This is a genomic window from Streptomyces sp. HUAS ZL42, from assembly GCF_040782645.1.
In the GTDB taxonomy this organism is placed as follows: domain Bacteria; phylum Actinomycetota; class Actinomycetes; order Streptomycetales; family Streptomycetaceae; genus Streptomyces.
The window spans coordinates 3734429-3755790 of sequence record NZ_CP160403.1 but is presented as its reverse complement, the minus strand read 5'-3'; the positions used below and the strand labels follow the sequence as shown (position 1 = coordinate 3755790).

The 21362-nt window shown below is 71.8% G+C and carries 19 protein-coding genes; 12 read left to right on the top strand and 7 right to left on the bottom strand.

The window, feature by feature from the left end; translation table 11 throughout:
- Window positions 1–42: 42 nt before the first annotated feature.
- Window positions 43–738 (top strand): DUF1707 domain-containing protein, encoded by a 696-nt coding sequence (locus tag ABZO29_RS17035; RefSeq protein ID WP_367321046.1) that lies wholly within the window; start codon window positions 43–45, stop codon window positions 736–738.
- A gap of 115 nt (window positions 739–853) precedes the next feature.
- Window positions 854–1228, top strand: coding sequence for a WhiB family transcriptional regulator (locus ABZO29_RS17030; RefSeq protein ID WP_367321045.1), 375 nt, complete (start codon window positions 854–856; stop codon window positions 1226–1228).
- A gap of 195 nt (window positions 1229–1423) precedes the next feature.
- On the opposite strand, the gene glpX is transcribed toward ABZO29_RS17030, so the two are convergent.
- Window positions 1424–2458, bottom strand: a complete 1035-nt coding sequence (glpX, locus tag ABZO29_RS17025) for a class II fructose-bisphosphatase (protein ID WP_367321044.1) — start codon at window positions 2456–2458, stop codon at window positions 1424–1426.
- Window positions 2459–2584: 126 nt separating this feature from the next.
- Between glpX and ABZO29_RS17020 the strand changes: the two genes are divergently transcribed.
- Window positions 2585–3109, top strand: coding sequence for a DUF4245 domain-containing protein (locus tag ABZO29_RS17020; protein WP_367321043.1), 525 nt, complete (start codon window positions 2585–2587; stop codon window positions 3107–3109).
- A 151-nt stretch (window positions 3110–3260) separates the two neighbouring features.
- Here ABZO29_RS17020 and ABZO29_RS17015 read toward each other — a convergent pair whose 3' ends face one another.
- Window positions 3261–3506, bottom strand: coding sequence for an exodeoxyribonuclease VII small subunit (locus ABZO29_RS17015; RefSeq protein WP_367321042.1), 246 nt, complete (start codon window positions 3504–3506; stop codon window positions 3261–3263).
- 23 nt (window positions 3507–3529) lie between these two features.
- Complete coding sequence (xseA, locus tag ABZO29_RS17010; RefSeq protein WP_367321041.1) at window positions 3530–4738, bottom strand: exodeoxyribonuclease VII large subunit; 1209 nt, start codon at window positions 4736–4738, stop codon at window positions 3530–3532.
- Between the two features lie 86 nt (window positions 4739–4824).
- On the opposite strand from xseA, the gene ABZO29_RS17005 reads away from it, so the two are divergent.
- Together ABZO29_RS17005 and ppgK are read left to right on the top strand one after the other, a co-directional pair.
- Window positions 4825–5850 carry a 4-hydroxy-3-methylbut-2-enyl diphosphate reductase gene (locus ABZO29_RS17005; RefSeq protein WP_367321040.1) on the top strand — a complete coding sequence of 342 codons (1026 nt, stop codon included), beginning with the start codon at window positions 4825–4827 and terminating at the stop codon, window positions 5848–5850.
- Between the two features lie 29 nt (window positions 5851–5879).
- Window positions 5880–6626: a polyphosphate--glucose phosphotransferase gene (gene ppgK, locus ABZO29_RS17000; protein ID WP_367321039.1), complete on the top strand. Its 747-nt coding sequence runs from the start codon at window positions 5880–5882 to the stop codon at window positions 6624–6626.
- Window positions 6627–6638: 12 nt separating this feature from the next.
- Here ppgK and ABZO29_RS16995 read toward each other — a convergent pair whose 3' ends face one another.
- The gene (locus ABZO29_RS16995; RefSeq protein ID WP_367321038.1) at window positions 6639–7304 is read right to left on the bottom strand and encodes a DUF6542 domain-containing protein; all 666 of its coding nucleotides are present in this window, start codon (window positions 7302–7304) and stop codon (window positions 6639–6641) included.
- A 200-nt stretch (window positions 7305–7504) separates the two neighbouring features.
- Here ABZO29_RS16995 and ychF point away from each other — a divergent pair, with 200 nt between their 5' ends.
- From ychF to ABZO29_RS16975, 4 genes are all read left to right on the top strand, one after another.
- On the top strand, window positions 7505–8593 hold the full coding sequence (gene ychF / locus ABZO29_RS16990; protein ID WP_367321037.1) for a redox-regulated ATPase YchF: 1089 nt from the start codon (window positions 7505–7507) through the stop codon (window positions 8591–8593).
- A gap of 237 nt (window positions 8594–8830) precedes the next feature.
- On the top strand, window positions 8831–12010 hold the full coding sequence (locus ABZO29_RS16985; RefSeq protein ID WP_367321036.1) for an ADP-ribosylglycohydrolase family protein: 3180 nt from the start codon (window positions 8831–8833) through the stop codon (window positions 12008–12010).
- The gene (locus ABZO29_RS16980; protein ID WP_367321035.1) at window positions 12003–12905 is read left to right on the top strand and encodes a carbohydrate kinase family protein; all 903 of its coding nucleotides are present in this window, start codon (window positions 12003–12005) and stop codon (window positions 12903–12905) included. The genes ABZO29_RS16985 and ABZO29_RS16980 overlap by 8 nt, the downstream gene beginning before the upstream one ends.
- On the top strand, window positions 12902–14119 hold the full coding sequence (locus tag ABZO29_RS16975) for a DUF6098 family protein (protein ID WP_367321034.1): 1218 nt from the start codon (window positions 12902–12904) through the stop codon (window positions 14117–14119). Before ABZO29_RS16980 ends, ABZO29_RS16975 begins: the two co-directional genes overlap by 4 nt.
- 27 nt (window positions 14120–14146) lie before the next feature.
- On the opposite strand, the gene ABZO29_RS16970 is transcribed toward ABZO29_RS16975, so the two are convergent.
- The gene (locus ABZO29_RS16970) at window positions 14147–15055 is read right to left on the bottom strand and encodes a squalene/phytoene synthase family protein (RefSeq protein WP_367321033.1); all 909 of its coding nucleotides are present in this window, start codon (window positions 15053–15055) and stop codon (window positions 14147–14149) included.
- Window positions 15056–15111: 56 nt separating this feature from the next.
- Window positions 15112–16020: a LysR family transcriptional regulator gene (locus ABZO29_RS16965; RefSeq protein ID WP_367321032.1), complete on the bottom strand. Its 909-nt coding sequence runs from the start codon at window positions 16018–16020 to the stop codon at window positions 15112–15114.
- 84 nt (window positions 16021–16104) lie between these two features.
- On the opposite strand from ABZO29_RS16965, the gene ABZO29_RS16960 reads away from it, so the two are divergent.
- Both ABZO29_RS16960 and ABZO29_RS16955 read left to right on the top strand, forming a co-directional pair.
- Entirely contained in the window at window positions 16105–16935 is an 831-nt protein-coding gene (locus tag ABZO29_RS16960; RefSeq protein WP_367321031.1) for an oxidoreductase, read from the top strand.
- Between the two features lie 97 nt (window positions 16936–17032).
- Entirely contained in the window at window positions 17033–19243 is a 2211-nt protein-coding gene (locus tag ABZO29_RS16955) for a DEAD/DEAH box helicase (RefSeq protein ID WP_367321030.1), read from the top strand.
- Window positions 19244–19250: 7 nt separating this feature from the next.
- Here the strand turns inward: ABZO29_RS16955 and ABZO29_RS16950 are convergent, their stop codons facing one another.
- A complete protein-coding gene (locus tag ABZO29_RS16950) occupies window positions 19251–19469 on the bottom strand; it encodes a VOC family protein (protein WP_367321029.1) in 219 nt (72 codons plus the stop codon).
- A gap of 316 nt (window positions 19470–19785) precedes the next feature.
- Here ABZO29_RS16950 and ABZO29_RS16945 point away from each other — a divergent pair, with 316 nt between their 5' ends.
- On the top strand, window positions 19786–21360 hold the full coding sequence (locus ABZO29_RS16945; protein ID WP_367321028.1) for a S8 family peptidase: 1575 nt from the start codon (window positions 19786–19788) through the stop codon (window positions 21358–21360).
- Window positions 21361–21362: the final 2 nt, after the last annotated feature.

Here is a 21362-nt window from a genome sequence, read left to right as displayed (position 1 = left end):
GCAGGGGTATCGCGATCTATCGTGTTTGGGTACGCTGCTGCCGTGGACCTTCAGAAGCACGCCCCACAGGGGAGCACGGCCCCGCGCGCAGCCGAACTCCGCGCCTCGGACGCCGACCGTGACCGCATCGCCGACATCCTGCGAGACGCCCTCGCCGAGGGCCGCCTGACCGCCGAGGAGCACGCCGAGCGCGTGGAGGGCGTGCTGGCCGCCAAGACGGTGGGCGAACTGGAGGTCTTCATACGGGACCTGCCCGCCGCCCACGAGCGTCGCGCCTCTCCCGCCTCCGCCCCCAGCCGCCCCACCGCCGGCGCGATCCCGGTCGACCCCGACGACAACGTGGTGGCGATCTTCAGCAGCGCCGTCCGCAAGGGCCGCTGGCGGGCCGGACGCCGTATCCACGCCTACGCGATCTTCGGCAGCGTCGAGATCGACCTCAGCGAGGCGCTCTTCGAGTACCAGCAGGTCGTGATCAAGGCGATCTCGCTCTTCGGCAGCGTCGAGGTCCGTGTCCCGGAGAACGTCTCGCTGCGCGGCACCGGCGGCGGCGTGCTCGGCAGTTTCGAAGTGGACACGCTGGATGCCGCCGAGCCGGATGCCCCCGTGATCTACCTGGACGGCTGGGCGATCCTGGGCAGCATCGAGGGCAGGCCGAAGCGGGGCAAGCTCGTCGCGGACATCCTCGATCGCGTGCAGCGCAAGGTCGACAGGCATTTGCACAAGCATCTCGACCGTTGACGGTTGTGAATTCCAGGAAAACCAGCGGTTCGGAACTCAGTGCATAGGCGCGCGCACAGCGGGTAGGCCTTGCTGCATCGTCTCTCGCTCGCGAAGCCGTCGTCAGGAGTAGACCGTGCTGCAACCGCCGCATTCGTCCCTGCAGGTAGCTGCCGTTCCGGCCCAGCGGGTGCCAGTGCGGGACAGGGACCAAGACGCCCCCTGGCACACCGAGGCGGTGTGCCGGCGCGACGAGGCCGGCCTGTTCTTCGCACCCTCCAAGGAGCCCACCGCTGCCCGGCTCTCCCGCGAGGAGGCGGCCAAGCGGGTCTGCGCCCGCTGTCCCGTGATGGTCGAGTGCCGCGAGCACGCACTGCTCCAGCCCGAGCCGTACGGCGTCTGGGGCGGCCTCACCGCCGCCGAACGCCGCGTGGTCCTGGCGCGCCGCCGCCGCCGCGAGATGGAACTGAAGAAGGCGGCCAGGCCGAGCCGCATAGCGGCAGCGGGCTAGCCGTCCTCACGTCAATGGGGGCGCCCCCTCCGCACCGGGGGCGCCCCCATTGAACGTCGTGCACCCACTGGGGCGCGGCACTGCGGCTCCCCAGGGGCGCGGGGCTGTTTCGCCATGCGGCTCCGCCGCGTGGGCGCGAGTCGCCACGGCGACCCGCAGTCGCCTACGGTCCGCAGTCCCCCCTGCCCCGCGTAACTACTTCGCCCGATCGAAGTCGATCGCGCTGTAGGCCCGCAGCTTGCTGAGCCTGTGCTCCGAGTTGATCCGCCGCACCGTCCCCGACTTCGACCGCATGACGATCGAGTCGGTCGTGGCCGTCTCGGACCGGTAGCGCACGCCGCGCAGCAGCTCCCCGTCGGTGATGCCGGTCGCGACGAAGAACACGTTGTCGCCGGAGACCAGGTCGTCGGTGGTCAGTACACGGTCCAGATCGTGCCCCGCGTCGAGAGCCCGCTGCCGCTCCTCGTCGTCCTTGGGCCACAGCTTGCCCTGGATGGTCCCGCCCAGACACTTCACGGCGCAGGCCGAGATGATGCCCTCGGGGGTGCCGCCGATGCCCAGCAGCATGTCGACGCCGGTGCCCTCGCGCAGCGCGTAGATGGATCCGGCGACGTCGCCGTCGGAGATCAGCTTGATGCGCGCGCCGGCCTCGCGGATCTCCTTGATGATGCCTTCGTGCCGCGGCCGGTCGAGGATCACCACGGTGACGTCCTCGGGCGTGGACCGCTTGGCCTTGGCGACCCGCCGGATGTTCACGGACACGGGCGCGTCGATGTCGACGAAGTCCGCGGCCTCGGGGCCGGTGACCAGCTTGTCCATGTAGAAGACGGCGGAGGGGTCGAACATCGACCCGCGGTCGGCGGCCGCGAGGACGGCGATCGCGTTGGGCATGCCCTTGGCGGTCAGCGTCGTACCGTCGATCGGGTCGACGGCGATGTCGCACTCCGGGCCGGTCCCGTCGCCGACCCGCTCCCCGTTGAAGAGCATCGGCGCTTCGTCCTTCTCGCCCTCGCCGATGACGACGATGCCGTTCATCGAGACGGTGTGGACGAGGGTTCGCATGGCGCGCACCGCGGCGCCGTCGGCGCCGTTCTTGTCGCCGCGCCCGACCCAGCGGCCGGCGGCCATCGCGGCTGCTTCGGTGACCCGGACGAGTTCCAGGGCGAGGTTGCGGTCGGGGGCTTCGCGGGGGACTTCGAGCTCGGACGGCAAGTGATGATTCTCGGTCATCGGAGCGCACCTTTCTGATACGACGACGGCCGGATGAGGGTGTTGGGCCGACTCTATCGTTGACCAGACAAAATGAGCAGGGGGCCCCACGGATGAGCGGACCGGGGCACCTGCGACGATAGGGGCGTGGCAGGTTCGAACGGCAAGCAGAAGACGATCCGGGACATGGTCCTCTCCCTGGGACTGATCATGGTCGCGGCGGGTTTCATCTACCTCTTCATCCCGCACGACGATCACGCTCCCGACATCCAACGGGTCGACTACGGTGTCGAGCTCGCCACGGCGCGCCGCGCGGCGTCGTACCCGGTGGCCGCCCCCGAGGGCCTGCCCGGCGGCTGGAAGGCGACCTCCGTCCGCTTCCAGGGCGACAAGTTCGACGCCTGGCATCTCGGCTTCCACGCGCCCGACGGTGAATACGTGGCGATCGAGCAGTCCACTCAGAAGCGGTCCACGTTCATCGACGAGGCGAGCCAGGGCGCCAAGGAGACGAAGGTAACCGAGGAGATCGGCGGCCGCACGTGGACGCGGTACACCGGCGGCCGCTACGACGCGCTGGTGCTCCTGAACACCGACGGCTCGACGACGGTGGTGGCGGGCACGGGGTCGTTCGACCAGCTGACGAAGATGGCCCAGGCGCTGAAGACGGCGTGAACAGCGAACGTGCAGAGGCCCCCGGCGTGCCGGGGGCCTCTGCACGTGCCCGAGCCGGTCAGACGGTCGTGACGACCAGATCGTCGGATCAATACGAGAGGCATGGTGCCCCTCGTATTGATCCGCCCCACATTGATGGGGGCGCTCGCCGTTACTCGGAGTCCTCGGCCGCACCGTCGGCCGAGGACTCCGCCTCCTCCTCGGCCAGTGCCGCATCCAGCCGGGCCCGCGCCCCCTCGAGCCACCGCCGGCACACCTTGGCCAGCTCCTCGCCCCGCTCCCAGAGGGCGAGGGACTCCTCCAGCGTCGTACCCCCCGCCTCCAGGCGCCGCACGACCTCGATCAGCTCGTCGCGCGCCTGCTCGTACCCGAGCGCTTCCTCAGCCCTGCCGGCCATCAACCCACCATTTCCGTCTGTCTCTAGCTGTCGACCCGTACCGTGAACTCACCCTCGGCGACCCGCGCGCGCAGCGCCTCGTCCGCCGTCACCTCGTCCGGAGCCCGGACCACGTGCCCGTCGGCCTTCTGCAGCACCGCGTACCCCCGCTTCAGGGTCGCGGCGGGGGAGAGGGCCACCACGCGCGCGTGCGTGTGCGTCAGCTCGGAGTCCGCGCGGTCGAGGTGATGACCGAGGCATCGCCGCGTCCGGTCGACCAGCGACGCCACATGGTCGGCCCGCTCGTCGATCATCCGGTGCGGATCCTCTATCGAGGGCCGCGCGAGCGCCTGGGCGAGCCCCCGCTCCTCCCGCTCGACGAAGGCCGTGACGCATCGCCGGGCCCGGTCCCGCAACTGGCGTACCCGCTCGAGCTCCTCCCCGACATCCGGTACGACCTTCTTGGCGGCGTCGGTCGGGGTGGAGGCCCGCAGGTCGGCCACGTGGTCCAGGAGCGGATTGTCGGGCTCGTGCCCGATGGCGGACACCACCGGCGTACGGCACGCGGCGACCGCCCGCACGAGCTGCTCGTCGGAGAAGGGCAGCAGGTCCTCGACGCTGCCGCCCCCGCGGGCGACGATGATCACGTCGACCTCGTCGAGCTGGTCGAGCTCCTTCACCGCCTGCACGACCTGCGGCACTGCGTGCACGCCCTGCACGGCGACGTTGCGCACCTCGAAGCGGACGGCGGGCCAGCGGTGCCGGGCGTTTTCCAGGACGTCCCGCTCGGCGGCGGACGCCCGCCCGCAGACGAGCCCGATGAGCTGGGGAAGAAAAGGCAGCGGCAGCTTCCGCTCGGGAGCGAAGAGCCCCTCGCCCGCGAGGGCCTTCTTCAACTGCTCCAGCCGCGCGAGCAGTTCCCCGACCCCCACGGGCCTTATCTCGGCGGCCCGCAGCGACAACTGCCCGCGCGGCGCATACCACTCGGGCTTGGCGAGCACGACGACCCGGGCGCCCTCCCCGACCACATCGGCGACGGCGTCGAACACCTGCCGGTAACAGGTGACGCTCACGGAGATGTCGTACGAGGGATCACGCAACGTCAGAAACACGACGCCCGCACCCGGCCGCCGCGACAACTGAGTGATCTGCCCCTCGACCCACACCGCCCCGAGCCGGTCGATCCACCCCCCGATGAGCCGGGAGACCTCGCCGACGGGGAGGGGGGTCTCGGGGGACGTGTTCACAGCCATGCGGCGAGCGTAACGGCCACGACCGACAATCCCGCCGCGTCCAGGGGCGGGGCGGGTAGGGAGAGGGCCACGAACCCGGCCGTACGATGGGGTGCATGACTGCTTCGCCTGGCCGCCGTGTCCTGCTCGCCGCTCCCCGGGGCTACTGCGCGGGTGTGGACCGCGCCGTGATCGCCGTCGAGAAGGCCCTGGAGCAGTACGGGGCCCCGATCTACGTCCGGCACGAGATCGTCCACAACAAGTACGTCGTGCAGACCCTGGAGAAGAAGGGCGCCGTCTTCGTCGAACGGACGGAGGAGGTTCCGCCGGGGAACATCGTCATGTTCTCGGCGCACGGCGTGGCCCCCGTCGTCCACGAGGAGGCCAGGCAGGGGCGCCTCGCCACCATTGACGCGACGTGCCCGCTGGTCACCAAGGTCCACAAGGAAGCCGTCCGCTTCGCCAAGGAGGACTACGACATCCTCCTGATCGGGCACGAGGGCCACGAGGAGGTCATCGGCACCTCCGGCGAGGCCCCGGACCACATCCAGCTCGTCGACGGCCCCAAGGACGTCGCGAAGGTCGAGGTCCGCGACCCCTCGAAGGTCGTCTGGCTCTCGCAGACCACCCTCTCCGTCGACGAGACCATGGAGACCGTCGACGCGCTGCAGGAGAAGTTCCCGCAGCTCGTCTCCCCGCCGAGCGACGACATCTGCTACGCCACGCAGAACCGCCAGCTCGCCGTCAAGCAGATGGGCGCGGAGGCCGAGCTCGTCCTCGTGGTCGGCTCCCGCAACTCCTCCAACTCCAAGCGGCTCGTCGAGGTGGCCAAGCTGGCCGGCGCGCGCGACGCGTACCTCGTGGACTTCGCCGACGAGATCGACGAGGCCTGGCTGGCGGGCGTGACGACGGTCGGCGTCACCTCGGGCGCGTCGGTGCCGGAGGTGCTGGTCGAGCAGGTCCTGGAGTGGCTCGCCCGGCGTGGCTACGCGGACGTGGAGCTCGTCAAGGCGGCCGAGGAGTCCATCACCTTCTCCCTGCCGAAGGAGCTGCGCCGCGATCTGCGCGAGGAGGCGGCGGCCCTGGTCGCCGAGCGCGGCGGGGCCGGTACGGCGGACACCTCGGGTGAGTGACCGTCCGTCGCCCGTCGTAACGTAGGGCCATGCAGATCTTCGGCGTGGACATCGGTGGATCCGGGATCAAGGGCGCCCCTGTGGACCTGGACCGGGGCGACCTGGCGGAGGAGCGCTTCAAGGTGCTCACCCCGCAACCGGCGACCCCCGACGCAGTGGCCGACGGCGTGAAGCAGGTCGTCGACCACTTCGGCTGGACGGGACCGGTCGGCCTCACGTTCCCGGGCGTGGTCACCGGAGGGTCCACGATCCGTACGGCCGCCAACGTCGACAGCCGCTGGATCGACACGGACGCGCGCGCGTTGTTCGGCGAGCGCCTCGGCGGCCTCCCGGTGACGGTGGTCAACGACGCGGACGCGGCGGGCGTCGCGGAGGTGGCCTTCGGCGCGGGAATGGGCCGTCGCGGCACGGTCGTCCTGCTCACCTTCGGCACCGGCATCGGCAGCGCCGTGTTCGTCGACGGCGTCCTGGTCCCCAACACCGAGCTCGGCCACCTCGAACTGCACGGCCACGACGCGGAGAAGCGCGCCTCCAGCAAGGCCAAGGACGACCACGAGCTCACGTGGACGCAATGGGCGCACCGCGTCCAGAAGTACCTCGCCCACGTGGAGATGCTGTTCTCACCCGAGCTGTTCATCATCGGTGGCGGAGTCAGCCGCAAGTCAGAGAAGTTCCTGCACTTCATCGAGGGCATCAGGGCGGAGATCGTCCCCGCGCAGTTGCAGAACAACGCGGGGATCGTGGGGGCGGCGATGCGGGCGGCGAAGGACGGCTAGACCTCCCTGGGATCACACGGGCGGGCGGTTCCCCGGACGTCGGCGGTTCATCAACCGGACCTTCCGCACCGTCGCGATCAGACCGGCGATCAGCGTCCCGCCGTAGAGCCACCCCGCCTGCGTGGCCAGGGCGGTGACGAGTCCCATCAGCCGGCCCCCGGTCCCGCCGTCGGCCACAGCCAGCAGTCCCACGGCGAAGGCGATCGGCACGACGACCGGCGCGGTCACCAGATCTCCCCGCCGGATCCACACGGCGGTCAGCACGCACACCGGCAGGAACAGCACCCCGTACACCGTCAGCGACGCCCCGAACAGCAGCTGGTCGAGACAGCCGATCACGAACATCACCGCCCCGCAGAACAACCCGCCGCCGAGCCCGGTGAGCCGGGGGTTCGGCAGCCGCCGCAGCGCCTGCACCACCGGCGGGGCGGGCCGTCGTACCGGGGCGGGACGGCGCTGCTGGGCCCCACCGCGCGCCTGCGGACCGGGGCGGGCGGACGGCGCGGGCCGAACCGGCCGGGCGGAACCACCGCCCGCGTCACCCCGCCCCGGACTGCCGCCCGCACCACTTCTCGCCGGACCGCCGCCCGCCCTGTCCCGTCCCGCCTGCGGCGGCACGGGCGGCGGAGTGCCGCGTCGGGTTCCGTTCTGCGGGGGGCGCGACCTGTGTTGCTCCACCGGACCAACTTAGGTCGGTTAATGTGCGCAATCGCCGCTCAGACACGCCGGGGGGCAGAGCTTGGCCAAGCGTTCGACTCGTAGCCGGGGCGCCGGCCCGCACGCCGTAGACTGGTGGATCGGCCCGCGCACCACCAAGAAGGACCGGGCCGCCGGCCCAGTCCCCCCAGTCCTCATCCTCACGTACGGGAAGTCGCAACGTGTCGCTCACGATCGGAATCGTCGGTCTGCCGAATGTCGGCAAGTCGACCCTGTTCAACGCCCTGACCAAGAACGACGTGCTGGCGGCCAACTACCCGTTCGCCACGATCGAGCCGAACGTCGGCGTCGTCGGCGTCCCGGACCCGCGCCTCACGAAACTGGCCGAAATCTTCGGGTCCCAGCGGATCCTCCCGGCGACCGTCGACTTCGTCGACATCGCGGGCATCGTGCGGGGCGCGTCCGAGGGCGAGGGCCTGGGCAACAAGTTCCTCGCGAACATCCGGGAGTCCGACGCGATCTGCCAGGTCATCCGCGCCTTCAAGGACGAGAACGTCGTCCATGTCGACGGCAAGGTCTCGCCCAAGGACGACATCGAGACGATCAACACCGAGCTGATCCTCGCCGACCTGCAGACCATCGAGAAGGTCCTGCCGCGCCTGCAGAAGGAGTCGCGGATCAAGAAGGACGTCGCGCCCAAGGTCAAGGCCGTCGAGGAGGCCAAGGAGATCCTGGAGCGCGGCGACACCCTGTTCTCCCAGGGCATCGTCCAGGGCACGGACCGCTCCGAGCTCCTCCACGATCTGCACCTGCTGACCACCAAGCCCTTCCTCTACGTCTTCAACGTCGACGAGGAAGAGCTGGTCGACGACGCCTTCAAGGACGAGCAGCGCGCCCTGGTCGCCCCCGCCGAGGCGATCTTCCTCAACGCCAAGCTGGAGGCGGACCTCGCCGAGCTCGACGAGGACGAGGCCCTCGAACTCCTGCAGTCCGTCGGCCAGGACGAGCCCGGCCTCGCCACCCTGGCCCACGTCGGCTTCAGAACCCTCGGCCTGCAGACCTACCTGACGGCCGGCCCCAAGGAGTCCCGGGCCTGGACCATCAAGAAGGGCGCCACCGCCCCCGAAGCCGCCGGAGTCATCCACACCGACTTCCAGAAGGGCTTCATCAAGGCCGAGGTCATCTCCTTCGAGGACCTGGTGGCAACCGGCTCGGTCGCCGAGGCCCGCGCCAAGGGCAAGGCCCGCATGGAGGGCAAGGACTACGTGATGCAGGACGGGGACGTCGTGGAGTTCCGCTTCAACGTCTGACGGATCGGCCTGTCCCGGCGGACCCTCTCAGCCACACCGGCAGACTCTTTCCGGTCGCCCGTTGCGCCACCCATTGCGGGTGAGCAGCAGGTGACCCCACCATGACTCCCAGTTGTGGTCCGGTCCGGGGGAGAGAAAAATGTCTGGTCATGGCTTCGGCGTGCGCTGCTGCAGATCCCGAGGGCAGTCGCCGCCGGCTCCGCGTTTGGAGGCAGTGGCTGCGCGGGTGGCCGCGTCATGACCCTCCTGGATCCGGCCACCGTGCCGCTGATCAACCGCGATGCGGAGCTGCGCCGGCTGCAAAGCACGGCGCACGAGGTGATGGTCACCAGGTCCGGGCGGCTCGTGACCGTCGTCGGCCCGCGGGGCGTCGGCAAGACCCGCGTCGTCGGCGCGTTCGCGCAGTGGTGCGGCCTCCAGCGCATGACGGTGCTGCCCGCGCAGTGCATCGGCCGGTCGGCGGAGCCCCTGCTGCCCATCCGCGAGGCGCTGCGCACCGTGCTGGGCAACTCGACGCAGACGGTCCGCGGGGCACTGCGGCGCAGCGCCCCGGATCTGCTCGACGGCGTTCCGCTGATCGGCCGGTTCCTGTCCGGATTCGGCCGGGAGCTGTCGGCCGGCCCGCAGGTCGGCGGCGACAACCCGCGCGGTCTGTACGACGTGCTGTCGAGCCTCGTCGTCAAACTCGGCAGCAGGGACGGCCTGCTGCTGCTCATCGAGGACGCGCACGTCGCCGATCCCGACACGCTCAGCTTCCTGACGTACCTGCTGAACAAGGGCCGCGACTGCCCCGTACTCATCGTCCTGACCCTGCCTGCCGAGGAGTCCGCGAATCCCGCGATCGCCGAGTACCTGGCGGAGTGGGACGAGAAGGGCGCCGAGACGTTCCCGGTCGGTCCGCTCGAGTCGGCGCACGTCGGGGCGTACCTCAGTGCGGTACTGGGCGCCGGCGCGGTCGACGCGTCCACCGTGGACTTCATGGTCGGCTTCACGGGCGGCAACCCGCTCCTGCTGTGCGAGTCGGTCCGGCGCATCACCACCGCCGACGGCGGCGTGGCCCCGCTCACCGGCGGCCCGAGGGCGATCCCGGAACGGATCCGCCGGCTGCTGCAGCGGCGGCTGCAGCGCCTCGACGAGCAGACCCGCGCCTTCGTGGACGTGGCGGCGGTGGTCGGTCAGACGTCGCACGAGCTGACGCCGATCCTCCGCGTGCTCGGCGCCGACGACGCCACCGGGCTGGTGATCCTCGACCGTGCCTGCGTCTCCGGCGTCCTCAGTGAGGACGACGACGGGCGGATCCTGTTCACCAGCGAACTGCTGCACATGGTGACGTATGCGCAGTTACGCGCCAACCAGCGCCGCGCGCTGCACCTGGGCGCCGGTGAATGGTTCGACGCGCAACAGGAGTTCTCGCAGGCCGCCCACCACTACGAGCAGGCCGGGGACTGGCAGCGGATGCTCCCCGCGGCGTTTCTCGCGGCCAAGTCCGCCGAGCATGTCGGCCTGTACCGGGCGGCGCTCGGCTGGTACCGCCGGATCCAGCCGCACGCGGACCCCGCCGAGCTGTTCCCCCGCCTCGCCAACGCGATGCTGGTCGTCGGCGACTGGGGAGACGCCGAGCGGCTCCTGGACGCCCTGCCGTCGGACGACCCGGCGAACCTGATGCTGCGGTCCCGGTTGTGCTTCGTACGCGGTGACATCACCGGCGCGGCCCGGCACGCCACCCGCGCGCTCGGCACGGGCGCCGCCGAGGACATCGAAGCGCTGATCTGCCTGGCCAACATCAACCTCTACGGCGGCGACTTCACCACCGCCCACGAGTACGCCGACCGGGCCTTACGGACGGCACGTGACGCCGGGTCGGTGAACGACCAGGCCCGGTGCCACATCGTGCGCGGTGCCTGCCTGCTGTACAAGGGCGACCCGGCGGCCGCCGAGCGGTCCTTCCAGGACGGGATCTGGCTGCTGGACGCGTCCCCGCTGGGCGGGCGGAGCATCGGGGCGCGCAGCGCCCTGCTGGGCAACCGCGGCTTCGTCGAGGAGATACGCCACGCCTTTGACGAGGCCAGGGCGTCGCACGGCGAGGCGCTGCGGCTGCGCCGCGAGGTGGCCGACGCGGTGGGCGTACTGGAGTCCACGCTGGCCGTGGGCCGGGTCGCGCTCGGGCAGGGCGACCTCGGCGCGGCCGAGGAGTACCTGATGAGCGCTCAGCGGCTGGCCGAGGACCTCGGAGAGGAACTCCAGCTGGCGAAAACGGTCCATGCCCGGGGCCAGCTGGCCGCACGGACCGGCGACATCGACACCGCCTGCGCCCTCGTGTCCGACGCGCGGGCGCGGTTCGCAAGATGCGGTACGCCGTATGACATCGCCTACACTCACCTCTCGCTCGCCCGGATCCTCCATGGACGGCGTCAGCGTGAGTCAGTCCAGTATGCGGCGCTGGGACGGGCCGCGGTGGAGAGGAAGGGGTTCACCCTCTTGCGGCAGCTGTACCCCGAGTTCGAACCGCCGCTGGCCGAGCGCATCCACGCCGGCCTGCTGGCATACGCGGGCGGTGACGCGTACGGCCTTCCGTGGGAGGGCCGCCCGCCGGGCGAGGTCCGGACGGACCAACTGGAGCACATTCCCGCGACCGAGTTGTGGGCGTCCGGCGCGACCTCGGACGACACGGCGCTCACCCTCCTGGTGGCCGGGCATCTCGCGGACGCCCGAGGCCTGGGCGAGCCACTGCGCTTCCTGGAGACGCTGGCGGGTCAGTCGCCGCCGGTACCGGGCCTCGGCCCGTCGACGCGGCGGGCGATCGCCCACTTCGCCGCCACCGGCGCCGCCGACGACAGCGGCTCGGACACCAACGGGGCACCCATGCGGGCGCTGCCGGTCGGCTGGGCCGTGCCCCTCCCGGACGACGCGCGGCGCCGTGAGTGGACCCTCGCGCTCACCCGGATGACCCACACCGGCCCCAACGCGCTGACGGCGGCCTGCGTCATGAGCGCCTGCGCGGCCTGGGCGCTGGAGGGTGCCCCGCCGGACGTACTCCTTCGGGTCGCGGTGGACGAGGCCGCCGCGACCGGCCCCGGGACGGCGGTCGCCGCGGCCGTCACGGAGGTGTCCCGCGGCGAATGGACCGCACCGGCCGGCGGCATCACCCTGGACCCGGCGGAGACCGTGGCCGCGGTGCTGCACTGCTGCCGCAACGCCGACGGCGACCTGGCCGCGGCGCTGCGGCTGGCCGTGGGGCTCGGCGGCGACACCGACACCGTCGCCGCGCTGGTCGGGGGCCTGCTGGGTTGCGGGCTCTCCCCGGCCGCCGTCGAGGAGCGGCTCGGCTGGCTCGGCCGGGTCAGCGTCCCGCCACGCGGGAGGCTGACCGAACTCGCCGGCGCGCTCGCGGAGATCAGGCTGGGCTCGGATGGCTGAGGTCTGGGTTCTCGGATCCGCCGCGTGGGACCACGTCTACGAGGTCGATCGGCTGCCGGCGGCGGGCAGCACCGCCACGGCCCGCGACCTGGGCCGCCGTGCCGGGGGCAGCACCGCCAACGTCGCCCGGGGCCTCGGCAGCGCCGGGCACCGTGTGCGGCTGGTGGCGCAGGTGGGGGCGGACGACCTCGGCGCCGCCCTGCTCGACGAGCTGGCCGCGTCCGGTGTGCTGACCGATCATGTGTTGCGGCACGGCACCTGCACACCACAGACATTGATCTTCATCGACGCGAGCGGCGAACGCTCCATCGTGGTCCTCGAGACGCAGTGCGGGGAGAAGGTCCCGGTGCCGTACGAGGCGATGGCCGCCGCCGACACCGTGTACGTCGGCTGGTTCGGCGACTACGGGCCGCAGCTCCTCGAGTTCCTGCGCCGGTCCACGGCGCTCGTGGTGACCGCGGTACCGCCGGCGAACGGGGACGACTGGTACGCCCATGTCGTCGTCGGCTCGGAATCGGAGTTCCCGGCGGCCTGGCTGGCCGCGCCGTACGAGGAACTGCGCCGCCGGGTGGGTCCGCAGCTCCGCTGGGTGGTGGTCACCCGGGGCGAGCGCGGCGCCGGCGCGTACGGACCGGCCGGGGTGGTGCGCATCCCTCCGGTCGTGACGGAGGTCGCCGACACCACCGGCGCCGGGGACTCCTTCACCGCCGGTCTGCTGCACGGCCTGCTGGAGGGCGAGGACATGGCGACGGCCGGGCGTCTCGGCGCGTACTGGGCGGCGGCCGCGCTTCCGCTGGCGCAGTCCGTACCGCCCGGCTGGGAAGAGCTCGGCCTCGGCGACGCCCACGGCGACTGGGCGGGACGGCTCGGCGACCACGCGGGCCGGATGCCATGAGCGAAGCCGTGCCGATGATCGCCGGCAGTGCTTCCGGTGCCGGTCTGCCGGTTCTCGACGACCTGGACGAGGTGGTGGGGCTCGTCCAGCGCGACGGCCGGGTGTTCATCCGCTACTCGGAGGGGCCGGACCGGGACCGGGAAGGCCCGAGCCGCGACTACGAGAGCGGACTGAGGCTGCCCGGTCTGTCCGCCACGCCGCTGGATCCGCCCGGTTGGTGGACCCGGCCGACGCGGGAGTGGGTGGCGCGGCGGATGTGCAAGTACGCCGACCTGTTACGCGCGCCCCGCGCGCCGCGGCCGTGGCTGCTCACCGGCCGGGAGGTGGGACTCGGCCCGGACCACGAGCCGCTGCTGGCCGAGGTGGCGCCGATCGCCTGGGTCGGTCCGCGGGCCCTCGCCCAGGCGGCGCAGGTCTACCACCAGCGCTTCACCGTCGGCCGGGACTCGCGGTGCCTGCCGGCGCGACGGCCGGCGCACGTGACGGAGGCGGCGAGCGACAGCCGGTGCCCGTTCTGCTTCCCGGCGGCGATAGCCCCGCACCAACTCCTCGTCACGACCGAGCACTTCTATCTGCTGGCCCCCGCCGGCCAGATCGTCGAGGGGTTCCTCGGCATCATGACCCACACGTGCCGCGACGCGCCGACGCGACTGCGGTGTCTCGACGACGTGCCCGTGCCGTGGGTCGAGGAACTCCAGGCGCTGCGCGAGCTGGTCGTCCGCTTCCACCGCGAGGTGTACCGGGCGCCCACCCTGTTCTACGAACACGGTCGTGGCGGCGGCCACGGATCGTCACTTCCGGGCGGCGACTTCATGTTCCACCCGCATCTGTGCGCGCTGCCCGGCGAGCTCGAGATCCACGAGGCCCTGCGGGCCCGCTTCCGTTCCAGCCCCGCCCCGCAGTTCCCGTTGGTGCGCACCGCGATCGGCCGGCGGCCCTACCTGTACGTCCACACGCCGGACAGCCCGGCCCACTCCGAGCCGGTCGTCTACTACGACCCGGAGGACGACGCCGTCGGGAGTGTGGACAGCCTGAGCCTCAAGCAGCTGCTGACCGAGGTGAACGCGATGGATGCCGACTCGAATTGGCGCCGGTATCCGGGAGAGCGCGAACTGCGCGGCCTCGTGTCCAAGTTCAACACCTGGTACGGGACCGGCTTCCGGCGCCGTTCCGACCCCCCACTGGAGGCGATCTTCAGCGGGGAGGGCGCCTGACGGCGGTTCGCGTGGCCGCTGCGCGGATCAGCGCACCTCGCGGGCCTTTCGGCGGGCGCCCAGCAGTACCCGCAGCGTGCCCGTCAGCGGCGGGGTGGCCGAACCGCGCAGCAGTCCGGCTCCGCGCGCCAGCACCGCGTCCGCGGTCAGCAGTTCGATCTCGACCAGCGCGCCCACGAGCGGCCCGTTGGGGGCCGCGGTCAGGGCGGGCAGCTCCCGGGCCGCCTCCAGGGCGGTACGGGCAGCCGTGACCTGGTCGTCCACCAGCGCGCGCAGACCCGGCGGCGCGTGGCCCGCCGCGAGGTCCTCCGCCGTGACGGAGAAGCGCTCCAGCGTCTGTGCCGGGATGCCCAGCCGCCCCTCCCGCAGGTCCTCGGCCAAGTCGTTGACGAAGTCCAGCCGTTGACTGCCCTCGATGAGCGTCCGGCACACCGCCCGGTACCGCCCGTCGTCGACCTCCGGTCCCAGCACCACGCCGACCAGCATGAAAGCGGGCAGCGAGTAGGCATCCACATAGGCCTGGTAGTCGTCCTCGGTGGCCAAGCCGGTGAACTCCAACTCGGCGGTGGCGGTGGACAGATACTCCTGCACCACCCCCCGAAGCCGCGGGTACGCGGCAACGGTGTGCAGGAACGCGCGGATCATCGGATCGTCGCTCGCCCCCGTCTCCAGCGCCTTGCGCACCCGCTGCTCCCAGGACGCCCACGCCGCTGCCCGCCGCGGCCTCGGACCCGTGTCGAGAAGGTCGTCCCCGTGGTGCATGACGGCCGTTGCCGCCACCACGTGCGGCAGCACCTGCCGCGGCAGCAGCATGCGGGCCGCCAGGTACGAGGTGCGGCGGAAGCGCGCCACCAGTCGGCGCTGGGCGCCGAAGTCGGCCCGCAATCCCGGCTCTTGGATCCCCGCCGCGTCCAGGCTCCGGTTCCACGCGCTCATGGCGCGATCGTAGTTGCCGCCCCGGCCAGGACCTCAGGCTGCCCCGAGGCGCCCGCTCACGCCCCCGTGACCCCACGGCACGCGTCCGCGTACCCCCGCACCAGCGGGCGTCCGGCGTCCTCCTTGCGCCACGCCAGTGCGTACCGGCTGGGGGCGAGGCCGCGTACCGGCCGCGTGACCACGCCGCCCAGCGTGATCAGCGGGGAGTTGCCCGCGGCCACGAGGCAGATGCCGAGTCCCGCGACGAGGGCCTCGTACGTCTCCTCCGTACCCGCGATCTCCGCGCCGATGCGCGGCGGGCGGCCCGCGCGTTCCTCGAGGGCCAGCCAGAAGTCGCGCAGCGGGCCCGCGGCGGGCGGCAGGGCGAGGAACGGCTCGTCGGCCAGGTCGGCGAGGTCGAGCTCCCCGCGGGCGGCCAGCCGGTGGGTCTCGGGGAGGGCGACCAGGCGGGGCTCCTCAGCCACCACCGTCCAGCCGTAGCGGCCGGCGTCGGGCAGCGGCAGCCAGACGAAGGCGACGTCCGCCGTGTTGTCCGCCAGGCCGGCGGTCGGGTCCTCCCAGGTCACCTGCCGCAGGCGGACGATCGCCTCCGGGTGCGCGGCCGTGAAGCGGGAGCGGATCGCCGGGAGCAGGCCGCCACGGCCGGGGCTGGTGCTCATGCCCACCACCAGCGTGCCGCGCCGCGCCGCCCGGGCCGCCGCCATCGCCGCCGACCCCTCGGCCCAGTCGCCCAGCACCCGCCGGGCATGCGGCAGCAGGGCCGTGCCGGCCTCGGTGAGCGTCACGCCCTGCGGCTCGCGCCGGAACAACTCGACGCCGAGCTGCCGCTCCAGGGCCCGTACCTGCTTGCTCAGCGCGGGCTGGGACACGTACAGCCGCTCGGCCGCGCGGGTGAAGTGCAGCTCCTCGGCCACCGTCACGAAGTAGCGCAGGTCCCGCACATGAACGTCAGTCGTCATAACCATCGGTTATCACTGTGGGTCTTGGACGGGCAACCGGGTCCGGCAGCAGGCTGAGTGAGTACCGGAAACGACGCAAGGGGAGCGGACATGAACAAGGTCTGGCTGGTGACGGGCGCGAGCAGCGGGTTCGGGCGGGCGATCGCCGAGGCCGCACTCGCCGACGGGGACGTGGTGATCGGTGCGGTCCGGCGGCCCGAGGCCCTGAACGACCTGGTGGCCGCGCACCCCGACCAGGTGGAGGCGCTGCGACTCGACGTCGCGGACACGGGGGCCGCCGAGGCCGCCGTGCGGGATGTGCTGGCGCGGCACGGGCGGATCGACGTCCTCGTCAACAACGCCGGCCGTACCCACGTGGGCGCCTTCGAGGAGACCACGGAGCCGGAGCTGCGCGAACTGTTCGACGTGCATTTCTTTGGACCTGGCGCGCTCATCCGCGCCGTACTGCCGCACATGCGCGAGCGGCGCTCGGGCGCGATCGTGCAGATGAGCAGCATGGGCGGGCAGATGTCCTTCGCGGGCTTCTCGGCGTACAGCGCGACGAAGTTCGCTCTGGAGGGCATGTCCGAGGCGCTCGCGGACGAGGTCGCGGAGTACGGCATCAAGGTGCTGATCGTCGAGCCGGGCTCCTTCCGCACCGCGTTGTTCGAAACCGGCAGGGCCGGAGTCAGCACGGACAGCGGCGCGTACGCCAAGGTGAGCGAGACCCGCGGGTTCGTCTCCGGCGGCGACGGCACCCAGCCCGGCGATCCCGCGAAGGCCGCGGCGCTCATCCGGGCCGCCCTGGAGGCCGAGCGCACGCCGCTGCGCCTCCCGCTCGGCGACGACGGCGTCACCGCGGTCCTCGGCCACCTCGACCAGGTCCGCGAGGACATCGCCGCCTGGGAGAAGAGCAGCAGGGCCACGGCCTTCGACGACTGACGGCCGGCCTTCGACGACACTGACGGACACCGGACGGGCTGTCAGTGCCGGGTGCGACGATGGAGCGCACAGGGGAGGACGGCATACGAGGGGCGTCATGGCGGAGGTCGAGGAGGCGGGGGCCGCGAGGACCCGCGAGGGGGAGCCGTACGGAGTCGCTCCGCTCGTGGGCCGCCGCGCCCGGAAGCTGTTCACGGAGGCGGCCCGGCTGCACGACGCCGCACGCACCCTGCTCGCCGACCACACCCGCGCCCTCGACGCCGTGCGCTCCGCCCTGAAGCCCCTCAGGGACGAACTCGTCGCCGAGGAGCTGGCGTCCATCCCGGTCTCCCGGCTGAAGGACGTCACCGAGGGCCGACTGCGGCTGACGGCCGTCGAGGCGGCCGGGTTCGGTTCCGTGCGCGCGGTGTACGAGGCGAGCCGTTTCGACCTGCGGCAGATCCCGGGCGTCGGCGCACAGACCGCCGACCAGGCGCTCGCCGCCGCCCGGCAGATCGCACGGGCGGTCGAGGAGACCGTCTCGGTGCGCATCGACGTCGACCACCCCGAGCCCCGGACCGCCGCCCTGGTCCGCGCGCTGTACCGGCTCGTCGAAGCCGGGCCCGAGCTGCGTCGCGCGGTGGACACCGCCGAGCGTCTCCAGAGCAGGCTCGCCGAGCTGCTGCCGGCCGCCCGGCCCGCGACCGGCCGGCTGCGGCTGGCGCTCACCGGGCGGCGCCGCCGGGAGGCCGCCCGCACGGCAGTCGCCGAACTGCGCGCGCTGACGGCGGAGGCGGCCGCGACGGACGTACGGCTGGGACTGGCGCAGGCCTCGGCCGACCTGCTGCGGGAACCGGCCTCCGACATCGAGGCCTGGGTCGACTTCGAGGTTCGCTCCGCCGAGTACTACAGCCACCTCGCCGAGGTCTCCGAGCACCGCACGGATGTGGCCGCCGCCGAGGGTTTCGTGCCGTCGGAGGTGGCCGAGCGGGTGCACGCCCAGCCGCTCGACGACACTCACCGCCGCGTCTCGCTGCGTGGCTACCAGTCCTTCGGCGCCCGCTTCGCCCTCGCACAGCGCCGGGTCGTGCTGGGCGACGAGATGGGACTGGGCAAGACGGTCCAGGCCATCGCCGCCCTCGCCCACCTCGCGGCCGAGGGGCACAGCCACTTCCTGGTGGTGTGCCCGGCCAGCGTGCTGATCAACTGGACCAGGGAGATCCGCGGGCGCAGCACCCTCAGAGCGCTGCCGGTGCACGGTCCGGATCGGCGGGAGGCGTACGCGGAGTGGCGCGAACGCGGCGGCGTCGCGCTCACCACCTTCGACGTACTGCACACGCTGCCCGCGCCGAACGGCACGAAGCCGGGCCTGCTGGTCGTCGACGAGGCGCACTACTGCAAGAACCCGGACACCCGCCGCGCCAGATCGGTCGCGGCGTGGACCGAGCGCTGCGACCGCGTTTTGTTCCTCACGGGTACGCCGATGGAGAACCGCGTCGAGGAGTTCCGCACCCTGGTCCGCTACCTCCAGCCGGACCTCGTCCCCGTGATCCGCGACAGCGACGCCGTGGCCGGCCCACACGCCTTCCGCAAGGCGGTCTCGCCCGCGTACCTGCGCCGCAACCAGAAGGACGTGCTCACCGAACTGCCCGCACTGCTGCAGGTCGACGAGTGGGAGGAGTTCAGCGCCGCCGACGAGGACGCCTACCGCGCGGCGGTCATCGAGGGGAACTTCATGGCGATGCGCCGGGCCGCCTATGCCGACCCGGAGAAGTCCGCCAAGCTCCAACGCCTGCGCGAACTGGTCGCAGAGGCCGCGGAGAACGGCCTGAAGGTGGTCGTGTTCTCGTATTTCCGCGACGTCCTCGAGAAGGTCCACGGCGCACTGGGTGACGGCGTGTTCGGGCCGATATCCGGCGGCGTCCCCGCCGCCCGCAGACAGCGCCTGGTCGACGACTTCACGGCGGCCGACGGGCACGCGGTGCTGCTCTGCCAGATCGAGGCGGGCGGTGTGGGCCTCAACCTCCAGGCCGCTTCCGTGGTCGTGCTCTGCGAGCCGCAGGTCAAACCGACCTTGGAGCATCAGGCCGTGGCCCGTGCGCACCGCATGGGCCAGGTCCGCCCGGTCCAGGTGCATCGCCTGCTGGCCACGGACAGCGTGGACGACCGCCTGCTGCGCATCCTGGAGAACAAGAACCGCCTGTTCGACGCCTACGCCCGCCGCAGCGACGTCGCGGACGCGACCCCGGACGCGGTCGACGTCTCGGACGACGGCCTGGCCCGCCGCATAGTGGAGGAGGAACAACGCAGGCTGGCGGAACAGTCCTGAGCGGCCGTCAGTCCGCCCGGTACAGACAGAACTCGTTGCCCTCCGGGTCGGCCAGGACCACATGTTCCGCGTGCCGCGCCCGCACCGTGGCGCCGAGGCCGGTCAGCCGGCCGGCCTCGGCTTCCGGATCGGCCGCGAGCAGGTCCAGATGCACGCGGTTCTTCACGGTCTTGCCCTCCGGCACGAGCCGGAACCACAGCCGGGGTCCTTCCGCCGCCGGTTCCACGAGAACGGTCGAAGCGGGCCGTGGCGGCCGGGTGGGCGCAGTCGAAGACGATGTCACGGAGTCGCGCCATCGGCCCATCATGCAGGCCCCGGGACGCCGAAGTGTCATGACCGGCGTATGGCGCCCTTGTTACGTCCGTGCAGGGCCCCTTGTGGAATTCCTCCGGAAGCTCCAGTCTTTCGGCTGACGCACAGAAGAGGCACAGAAAATTGACATGGTCGTGTCACTAGCCGCCCGGTGGCCGCTCATGAGCCCGCTCAGTGCGCCCGCACCACCCCCCCCACCAGCGCACCACCGATTGAGGAGGACCCCTCAGATGGCAGTGATGCGTCACCGAAGACTCGCAGTGACCGTCGCGGCAACGACCGCCGCCCTCGCCGCGAGCCTCGTCTCCGCGCTCCCGGCGGGAGCCGCCGCGGCCGCCCCCGAAGGCCGCATCCAGTACGAGGGCGCGGCGAACGCCGTCGCCGACAGCTACATCGTGACCCTCAAGTCCGGGGCGGCCCGGGCCGGTTCCGCCGAGGGCAGGGCCATCGCCAGGCAGTACGGCGCGAGCATCGAGCGCACCTACAGCAAGGCCCTCAACGGCTACGCGGTCGAGGCCTCCGAGACCGAGGCGAAACGTCTCGCCGCCGACCCGGCCGTCGCCTCCGTCGTCCAGAACCGCACCTTCCACATCGACGCGACCCAGCCCAGCCCGCCCTCCTGGGGCCTGGACCGCATCGACCAGAAGGCCCTCCCGCTCAACAGCTCCTACACCTACCCGGACTCGGCCGGGCAGGGCGTGACGGCGTACATCATCGACACCGGTGTCCGCATCACCCACAGCGACTTCGGCGGCCGCGCCTCCTACGGCTACGACGCCGTCGACAACGACAACACCGCCCAGGACGGCAACGGCCACGGCACACACGTCGCCGGCACGGTCGCGGGCAACGCCTACGGCGTCGCCAAGAAGGCGAAGATCGTCGGCGTCCGCGTGCTGAACAACTCCGGTTCCGGCACCACCGCCCAGGTCGTCGCCGGCATCGACTGGGTCGCCCGGAACGCGGTCAAGCCGGCCGTCGCCAACATGTCGCTCGGCGGCGGCGCGGACTCCGCCCTCGACACGGCCGTACGCAACGCCATCGCCGCCGGGGTCACGTTCGCGGTCGCCGCGGGCAACGACGGTGCCAACGCGTCGAGTTACTCGCCGGCCCGGGTGACCGAGGCCATCACCGTCGGCGCGACCACGAGCAGCGACGCCCGTGCCAGCTACTCCAACTACGGCTCCGTGCTGGACATCTTCGCCCCCGGCTCGTCCATCACCTCGTCGTGGAACAGCAGTGACTCCGCCACCAACACCATCTCCGGTACGTCCATGGCGACCCCGCACGTGACCGGCGCCGCGGCGGTCTGGCTGGCCGACAACCCCACGGCCACGCCCGCCCAGGTCGCCTCGGCGCTGACGTCCGCCGCGACCACCGGCGTCGTCACCAGCCCCGGCACCGGCTCACCCAACCGGCTCCTGTACGTGGGCGGTGGCGGTACGACCCCGCCTCCGACCGGCCCGCGCTTCGAGAACACCGGCGACTACGCGATCAACGACAACTCCACGGTCGAGTCCCCGATCACCGTCTCCGGTGTCTCCGGCAACGCGCCCTCGGCCCTGGCCGTCGAGGTGCACATCGTCCACACGTACATCGGTGACCTTCAGGTCCAGCTGATCGCCCCCGACGGCACGGCGTACACCCTCAAGGCGTACTCCACCGGCGGCAGTTCGGACAACATCGACACCACGTACACGGTGAACGCCTCTTCCGAGGTGGCCAACGGCACGTGGAAGCTGAGGGTCAGCGACAACGCGGCGCTGGACACCGGGCGGATCGACGCCTGGGCGCTCCAGTTCTGACG